The organism is uncultured Oscillibacter sp., assembly GCF_910584465.1.
Classification (GTDB): Bacteria; Bacillota; Clostridia; order Oscillospirales; family Oscillospiraceae; genus Oscillibacter.
In genome coordinates, this window is record NZ_CAJUBK010000083.1 from 1 (window position 1) to 7,901 (window position 7,901).

The window sequence follows — 7,901 nt, forward strand, 5'->3', positions numbered from 1 at the left end:
CTCGCTGGGCATGCCCAGGAACAGCCGGGCGGAGCCCTCCTTGATGAGGGGGTCGGTGCGGAGCTCCTCCACCTGTCCCCAGGAGATATCCTTGATGCTGGCGTGGCAGTCGCCCCCCGCCTGGCGGAAGTTCTCCTGCTGGAAGGAGTAGTTGATGGAGGAGGCGATGGTGAACAGGGAGGTGAACAGCACGGTGGTCAGGGCGATGGCCAGGACGGCCACGATGTTCCGGGTCCTGGCCGCCTTCATGGACCGGAAGCCCAGGCGGCGGATGCAGCCCCTATTGGCGACTCGGATCATGGCTCACCCCTCCTCCCCGGTGGTCCGGGAGGAGCGGATCTTCCCGTCCTCGATGCGGATGATGCGGTCCGCCATTTGGGCGATCTCCTCGTTGTGGGTGATCATGACGATGGTCTGGGCGAACTTCTGGCTGGTGATCTTCAAAAGGCCCATCACATCCTGGCTGGTCCGGGAGTCCAGGTTGCCCGTGGGCTCGTCGGCCAGGACGATGGCGGGCTTGGCCGCCAGGGCCCGGGCGATGGCCACCCGCTGCTGCTGTCCGCCGGAGAGGTTGTTGGGGAGGTTCTGGAGCTTCTTCTCCAGGCCCAGGGTCTCGACGATCTGGTCCACGTATCCCGCGTCCGGCTGCTGGCCGTCCAGCTGGATGGGCAGGACGATGTTCTCATAGACGTTCAGCACCGGGACCAGGTTGTAGTTCTGGAAGACGAAGCCGATCTTCCGGCGGCGGAAGATGGTGAGGGCCTCGTCCTTGAGGGCGAAGATGTCCCGCCCGTCCACGGCGACGGAGCCGGAGGTGGGCCGGTCGAGCCCACCCAGCATGTGCAGCAGGGTGGACTTGCCGGAGCCGGAGGTGCCCACCACGGCGGCGAACTCGCCTTTTTCGATCTTCAGGTCCACGCCGTCCAGGGCATGGACTTCCGTCTCGCCGGAGCCGTAGGTCTTGCGCAGGTCCTTGGTCTCTAAGATCGTCATAACGATGCCTCCATAAGGAAAAGTCTGTATTGTCTCTCGACGATACAGACTTTACACCGGGAATCTTTCCGCGTCCTTTCCGAAATCTAACAGAGCTGACACGATCTCGCCCCTCAGCCCCGGGGCAGGAACAGGGAGAACGTCGTCCCCTGCCCCGGATGGGAGAAGGCTTTCACATAGCCCCCCTGCCCCTCGGCGATCTGCCGGACCAGGCAGAGCCCCACGCCCACGCCCTCGGCCTCCTCCGTGCCCGGCCCCCGGTAGAAGCGCCGGAACACCTTCGCCAGCTCTTCCTCCGCCATGCCCGGCCCGGTGTCCGCCACGTCGATCCGGGCGAACAGCTCATAGGACCGGGCCCGGACGGTGACGCTCCCGGAGGGGGTGTATTTGACGGCGTTGTCGATCAGGTTGCAGACGGCCTCCGCCGTCCACTTGGGGTCGAAGACGGCCTCCGCCTCCCCGGGCCCCAGGGTCAGGGCCAGGCCCTTCTCCGCCGCCTCCGGGGCGAACTGGCCCACGGCCTCCTCCAGCATGGGGCCCAGCGCCCCGGGGCGGGGATGCAGGGCCAGCACGCCGGTCTCCAGGCGGGAGGTCTTCACCAGCGCCTCGATCAGGGACCGGAGCTTGCGCGCCTGGGCGCTGAGGGCGGCGGTGTACTCCCGCTGCTCCGGGGCCTGCTCCTCCAGGAGCTGGGCGTACAGCAGGACGTTGGCGATGGGGGTCTTGGTCTGGTGGGAGATGTCGGCGATGAGGGACTTGATCTTGTCCTTCTCCTCCCGCAGGTCCCGGGCGGAGACGGCGGAGGCGCTGAGGTAGTGGGCCAGCTTCGTCTCCACGGCGGAGAGGAGGCTCTCGTCGAAGGCCGCCTCCCGGAAGTCCCCCCGGACCGCCTCGTCCAGCATCCGCTCCAGGCGGCGCAGCAGCCGCGCCGTTCGCCAGCGATGCCAGAGGGACGACGCCGCCAGGGCCAGCGCCAGGGCGGCGAGGCACAGGTATCCCGCTCTCGTCATCCCTCAGCCCTCTTTCCCGCCGGTGGTCCAGGTGTAGCCGATGCCGTAGACGGTCTTCAGGAACCGGGGCTTGGAGGGGACCTCCTCCAGCTTGCCCCGGAGGCGCTTCACCGTCACGGACAGGGCGTTCTCGTCCACGTACTCCGCCCCGTCGGTCCAGATGCGGTCCACCAGCAGCGCCCGGGGCATGGTCCGGCCCCGGTTCTCCACCAGGAGGCGGAGGAGCTTCTGCTCCGTCTTGCTCAGGTCGATGAGCCGCCCGCCCCGGCGGAACTCCATGCGCTCGAAGTCGAAGGAGAAGTCCTCCAGCACGATGGGGCCGTCCCGGGCGGGCCCTTTGCCCGTCCGGCGGAGCTGGGCGTTGACCCGCGCCCGGAGGACCGCCAGGGAGAAGGGCTTCGTCACGTAATCGTCCGCCCCGGACTCCAGGCCCGCCACGATGTCCGTCTCCATGTCGTTGGCGGTCAGCAGGATGACGGGCAGGGCCCGCCCGGCGGCCCGGATCTCCCGGAGGAGGTCCAGGCCGCTGCCGTCGGGGAGGTTTACGTCCAGCAGGAGGAGGTCGAACGCCCGCTCCGCCAGGGCCGCCCGGGCGGCGGAGAGGGTCCGGCACAAAGCCAGCTCCAGCGCCGGGTCCCTGAGGGCCAGGCAGAGGCCGTCCCCCAGGGCCCGGTCGTCCTCCACGATCAAAACAGGTCTCATATCCTCACCTCTCCCATGCCCGCCGCGCTCCGGCGGGGCGTCCCCGGCGGGAAGGGCCGGACGGAGCGCAGCGGCAGGAGCGGGATCTCCGGCATCTCATGACACGGACAGGGCGTCCTCCAGCACGAGGCCGGGGTTGTGCTTCGTCAGGAAGCCCACGGACCACTCGCCGCCGAAGGCCACCAGCAGACGGCCCTTGAAGTCCTCCAGGATGGCCGCGCCGGTGCACAGCACCAGCTCGTCGGGCCCGCAGGGGCACTCGGCAATCAGCCGCAGGTGGTCATAGGGCAGGCCCTCCATATAGAGCTCGACGCCGTACTCCGCCTTCATGCGGTACTGGAACACGTCGAACTGCAGCGTGCCCACCACGCCCACCACGACCTCCTCCATGCCGCCGCCGGGGCGCTTGAAGATCTGGATGGCGCCCTCCTGGGCGATCTGCTCCGTGCCCTTGATGAACTGCTTGCGCTTCATGGTGTCCTTGGGGGAGACCCGCATGAAGTGCTCCGGCTCGAAGGTGGGGATGCCGGCGTAGCGGAACTTCTTCCCCGGCACGGTGACGGTGTCGCCGATGGAGAAGATGCCGGGGTCGAACACGCCGATGATGTCCCCGGCGTAAGCCTCGTCCACGATCTCCCGCTCCGCGGCCATCATCTGCTGGGGCTGGGAGAGGCGCATCTTCTTGCCGGACTGGACGTGATAGTACTCCGTGTCCCGCTGGAAGCGGCCGGAGCAGATCCGCAGGAAGGCCAGGCGGTCCCGGTGGGCCTTGTTCATGTTGGCCTGGATCTTGAAGACGAAGGCGGAGAAGTCCGGGGAGGAGGCGTCGATCTCCTCCTCCCCCGCCATGCGGCTCAGGGGCGCGGTGGTCATGCGGAGGAACTCCTTCAAAAAGGGCTCCACGCCGAAGTTGGTCAGGGCGGAGCCGAAGAACACGGGGGACAAGGTCCCGTTCCGGACGGCCTCCAGGTCCAGGTCCCGGCCCGCGCCCAAAAGCTCCACCTCCTCCTGGAGCTGACGCCAGCGCCCCTCGCCGATCATGCCGCTCACGGCGGGGTCCCCCAGGTCCACCTCGGTGGCCTCGGCCTTCTTGGCGTGGCCCTCGCCGGAGAAGAAGAGGATGCGGGCGGCCTCCCGGTCATAGACGCCCTGGAACTCCTTCCCGGAGCCGATGGGCCAGTTCATGGGATAAGTGTCGATGCCAAGCTCGGCCTCCACCTCGCCGCACAGCTCCAGGGGGTCCCGGCTCTCCCGGTCCATCTTGTTGATGAAGGTGAAGATGGGGATGTGCCGCAGGGCGCAGACCTTGAAGAGCTTCCGCGTCTGGGGCTCCACGCCCTTGGCCCCGTCGATGACCATGACGGCGGAGTCCGCCGCCATGAGGGTGCGGTAGGTGTCCTCGGAGAAGTCCTGGTGTCCCGGGGTGTCCAGGATGTTGACGCAGTATCCGTCGTGCTGGAACTGCATGACGGAGGAGGTGACGGAGATGCCGCGCTGCTTCTCGATCTCCATCCAGTCGGAGGTGGCGGCGCGGGCGCGTTTGCCCTTGACCTCCCCCGCCTGGGCGATGGCTCCGCCGTAGAGGAGGAGCTTTTCCGTGAGGGTCGTCTTGCCCGCGTCGGGGTGGGAGATGATGGCGAAGGTACGCCTGCGGGCGATCTCGTCTTTGAAAGCAGTCATGTGACAGCCTCCTATTCAATAGATGATGGGATGTCTTCCACGGATTATATAATATAGCATGGATCTCCCCGGTTTGCAACCACGGGAGCGGAGATCCCCGCCCCCGTTCGCCCGGCCGGCGCGCGCCATACAGAAATGCGCCATGCAGAAATAATACTTGATAATTTCTCTTGGGGGTGATATGCTGTAAGCGATATTATATCGTGGACGGACCGCCATGACCCGGGGGATCGGTCGTTAAAAGTGGATTCTGAAAAAGGCAGGGATGCAAATGTCGATTTTTGATCGTTTTGTCTCCAAAGAGGCCGGCGACCAGGAGAGGAAACCATTTCACCCCACCCCTTATAAGAAAGCGTGTTCAGAGCTGGAGGCAGCGGGCAGAGGGGCGAAAGCGCAATATCCGGATGACAGCAAGGTGCTGGACGATTTCGTCCGGGCCCTGAAGGAAGCGTGCAGGGCCCGGTACGAAAGAGCGGCGGGAGGCGATGCCCGGGCCGCGAAGGCGGAGGCGCATTTCTTCCTTTCAGAGGATCGGATGAGCGCCTACGCGTGCGTGCTCCCGCCGGAGGACGGCGGGGAGGGGCTCGGCGTCGAAGAGTTCCTGGAGGACATGCGCTATGAGGGCATCCAATTCGGGGTCCTGCAGGAGGAGGTCGAGCGGGAGCTCGCCCTTGGCTATCTCCGTATATTCCCGGCGGCCCGGGGGAGGATGCCCCATCCGGGAGAAGACGGCAACGTGACGGAGCTGTTCCAGCGGAGCAAGAACATGAGCCTGCTGGTGCAGGAGGGGAGCCAGGTGGATCTCAGCCAGGACATCCAATTGCTGCCCATCCGGAAAGGGGCCGTCATCTGCCTGATCCGGGCCGCGAAGCCGGGGACGGACGGCATGGACGTGACGGGGCAGACGATCCCCAGCCCCGAGCCCGTCAGCCCCGTCATACCACAGGGGAAGAACACCGTGATCGGCCGGGGAGGGCAGGCCCTCACGGCGGGCGCGGACGGGATCCTATACATCAAAGACGACTGCTTCTGCGTCCACGAGCAGAAGATCATCGACGGCGACCTGGACCAGTTCCAGGGGACGCTCCAGATCTCGGGCAACCTTTATATCGGCGGCAACGTAGACGGCGGAGTGGAGATCGAGGCTTCCGGCGAGATCGTGATCAACGGGAAGGTCGGCCGGGCCCGCGTGATCTCCATGTGCGGGACCATCCGCGTCCAGCAGGGCATCTACGGCACGAAGGGCAAGACCTCCCTGAGCGCGGCCGGCCAGGTGCAGTCCCCGGTGATCGAGCAGGCGCAGATCGAGGCCGGGACCGGCGTGATCGCGGAGACGATCTCGAACAGCTCCGTCCGCTGCGGCGGCACGGTCTATGCCCTGAGCGGACGGGGGATGATCCTGGACAGCACGATCCGGGCGGGAGAGAGCATCCTGTGCCTGCGGGTCGGCAACCTGGCCGGGGGCCACAGCCAATTCTCCGTGGGCTATCCGCCGCACCTGCCGGAGTCGTGGGAACGGCTCAAGACGGAATTGGCGGAGGTGCAGTCGACCCTGGAGCGGCTGTGGCAGTTCATCACGGACCTTCGGAAGAAGGGGAACCGGATCTCGGACGGGGAGAAGTCGGTGCTGGACCAGCTGGTGGAACAGCGGGACCTTTATATCGAGAAGCGGGAGGCGCTGAAGAACGAGCTGAAGGCCGTGAACAAGGAGCTGGACAAGAAGAGCAAGGGGCGGATACGGTGCGAGAAGCTGTACCCCTCCCTGGAGGTCCAGATCGGCAGGGCGACGGAGACGATCGAAACAGCGGAGGAAGCCTGCAACATCCGCGTCGAGGAGAGCCGGATGCTCTTCAAGTGAAGGCCGCTCCCTCCCTATGACATACGAGCACGGCGCCGCCGGGGACCCAGGTCCCGGCGGCGCCGCTGTTCTCATATGGACGACACGCCCTTCACTTGCCGAGGGCCTCGTCGATGGCCTTGGCGGCGGTCTTGCCCGCGCCCATGGCCAGGATGACCGTGGCCGCGCCGGTGACGGCGTCGCCGCCGGCATAGACCTTCTCCCGGGAGGTCAGGCCGTCCTCGTCGACCACGATGCCGCCCTTGCGGTTGATCTCCAGGCCCTTGGTGGTGGACTTGATCAGGGGGTTGGGGCTGGTGCCCAGGGACATGATCACGCAGTCCACGTCCAGGTCGAACTCGCTGCCGGGGACCTCGATGGGGCGGCGGCGGCCGGAGGCGTCGGGCTCGCCCAGCTCCATCCGGATGCAGCGGATCTTGTTCACGTCGTCGTTCTCGTCGGCGAAGATCTCCACCGGGTTGCAGAGGGTCTTGAAGATGATGCCCTCCTCCTCGGCGTGCTCGACCTCCTCCTTCCGGGCGGGGAGCTCCTCCATGCCGCGGCGGTAGACGATGTACACCTCGGCCCCCAGGCGCTTGGCGCAGCGAGCGGCGTCCATGGCGACGTTCCCGCCGCCGACCACGGCGACCTTCTTGGGCCTCTGGATGGGGGTGTCGGAATCGGGCAGGTACGCCTTCATCAGGTTGATGCGGGTCAGGAACTCGTTGGCGGAGTACACGCCGCGGTAGTTCACGCCGGGGATGTCCATGAACATGGGCAGGCCCGCGCCGGAGCCGATGAACACGGCCTCGAAGCCCTGCTCCTCCATCAGCTCGTCGATGGAGATGGTCCGGCCGATGACGGTGTCCGTGGCGATGGTGACGCCCATGGCCTTCAGGCCGTCCACTTCCTTCTGGACGATGGCCTTGGGCAGACGGAACTCGGGGATGCCGTACACCAGCACGCCGCCCGCCAGGTGCAGCGCCTCGAACACGGTGACCTCGTACCCCTTCCGGGCCAGGTCGCCGGCGCAGGTCAGCCCCGCGGGGCCGGAGCCCACCACGGCGACGCGGTGGCCGTTGGAGGCGGGCTTCTCCGGGGCCTCCTGACTGTGGGCGTTGTGCCAGTCGGCCACGAAGCGCTCCAGCCGGCCGATGCCCACGGGATCGCCCTTCTTGCCCCGGACGCAGTACTTCTCGCACTGGCTCTCCTGGGGGCAGACCCGGCCGCAGACGGCGGGCAGGGCGGAGGTGTTGGAGATGATCTGATAAGCCTCCTCGAACTCCCCGGCGGCCACCTTCTGGATGAACTCGGGGATGTGGACCATGACGGGGCAGCCCTGCATACAGGGCTTGTTCTTGCAGTTCAGGCACCGCCGTGCCTCATCCAGGGCCTGCTCCTCGGTGTAGCCCAGGGCGACCTCCTGGAAGTTCTTGTTGCGGACGTTGGGGTCCTGGGAGGGCATGGGGTTCTTCTGTAAAGACATGTTGGCCATAGCCATGATCATTCAGCCTCCTTCTTGAACAGGTTGCAGGTCTCCTCGTGCTTGTGCTTCTCGAACTCGACGTACATCTGGTTCCGCTTGACGGCCAGGTCCCAGTCGACCTTGTGCCCGTCGAAGTCGGGGCCGTCCACGCAGGCGAACTTCATCTCGCCGCCCACGCTCAGCCGGCAGCCGC

General features: G+C 66.4%; 6 protein-coding genes and 2 pseudogenes. 1 reads left to right on the forward strand and 7 read right to left on the reverse strand.

What is annotated here, in order from left to right:
• The 5 genes and pseudogenes from QZ332_RS12395 to QZ332_RS12415 all read right to left on the reverse strand — a co-directional run.
• Positions 1–300 (reverse strand): annotated as a pseudogene (locus QZ332_RS12395) (ABC transporter permease); the annotation flags it as partial.
• A 3-nt stretch (positions 301–303) separates the two neighbouring features.
• Positions 304–993 (reverse strand): ABC transporter ATP-binding protein, encoded by a 690-nt coding sequence (locus tag QZ332_RS12400; RefSeq protein ID WP_295765945.1) that lies wholly within the window; start codon positions 991–993, stop codon positions 304–306.
• A gap of 113 nt (positions 994–1,106) precedes the next feature.
• The gene (locus tag QZ332_RS12405; RefSeq protein ID WP_295765949.1) at positions 1,107–2,003 is read right to left on the reverse strand and encodes a sensor histidine kinase KdpD; all 897 of its coding nucleotides are present in this window, start codon (positions 2,001–2,003) and stop codon (positions 1,107–1,109) included.
• Between the two features lie 3 nt (positions 2,004–2,006).
• Positions 2,007–2,705: a response regulator transcription factor gene (locus tag QZ332_RS12410; protein ID WP_295765952.1), complete on the reverse strand. Its 699-nt coding sequence runs from the start codon at positions 2,703–2,705 to the stop codon at positions 2,007–2,009.
• Positions 2,706–2,801: 96 nt separating this feature from the next.
• A complete protein-coding gene (locus tag QZ332_RS12415; protein WP_295765954.1) occupies positions 2,802–4,385 on the reverse strand; it encodes a peptide chain release factor 3 in 1,584 nt (527 codons plus the stop codon).
• Positions 4,386–4,800: 415 nt separating this feature from the next.
• On the opposite strand from QZ332_RS12415, the gene QZ332_RS12420 reads away from it, so the two are divergent.
• Positions 4,801–6,243, forward strand: a complete 1,443-nt coding sequence (locus QZ332_RS12420) for a FapA family protein (RefSeq protein ID WP_295765957.1) — start codon at positions 4,801–4,803, stop codon at positions 6,241–6,243.
• Positions 6,244–6,334: 91 nt separating this feature from the next.
• Here the strand turns inward: QZ332_RS12420 and gltA are convergent, their stop codons facing one another.
• Both gltA and QZ332_RS12430 read right to left on the reverse strand, forming a co-directional pair.
• The gene (gene gltA / locus QZ332_RS12425; RefSeq protein ID WP_295765959.1) at positions 6,335–7,717 is read right to left on the reverse strand and encodes an NADPH-dependent glutamate synthase; all 1,383 of its coding nucleotides are present in this window, start codon (positions 7,715–7,717) and stop codon (positions 6,335–6,337) included.
• An 8-nt stretch (positions 7,718–7,725) separates the two neighbouring features.
• A pseudogene (locus QZ332_RS12430) lies at positions 7,726–7,901 on the reverse strand (sulfide/dihydroorotate dehydrogenase-like FAD/NAD-binding protein); the annotation flags it as partial.

Bases quoted from the DNA above. Each gene is read 5' to 3' on its own strand.
- QZ332_RS12400 (WP_295765945.1), bottom strand. From the start codon at position 993: ATGACGATCTTAGAGACCAAGGACCTGCGCAAGACCTACGGCTCCGGC.
- QZ332_RS12405 (WP_295765949.1), bottom strand. From the start codon at position 2,003: ATGACGAGAGCGGGATACCTGTGCCTCGCCGCCCTGGCGCTGGCCCTG.
- QZ332_RS12410 (WP_295765952.1), bottom strand. From the start codon at position 2,705: ATGAGACCTGTTTTGATCGTGGAGGACGACCGGGCCCTGGGGGACGGC.
- QZ332_RS12415 (WP_295765954.1), bottom strand. From the start codon at position 4,385: ATGACTGCTTTCAAAGACGAGATCGCCCGCAGGCGTACCTTCGCCATC.
- gltA (WP_295765959.1), bottom strand. From the start codon at position 7,717: ATGGCCAACATGTCTTTACAGAAGAACCCCATGCCCTCCCAGGACCCC.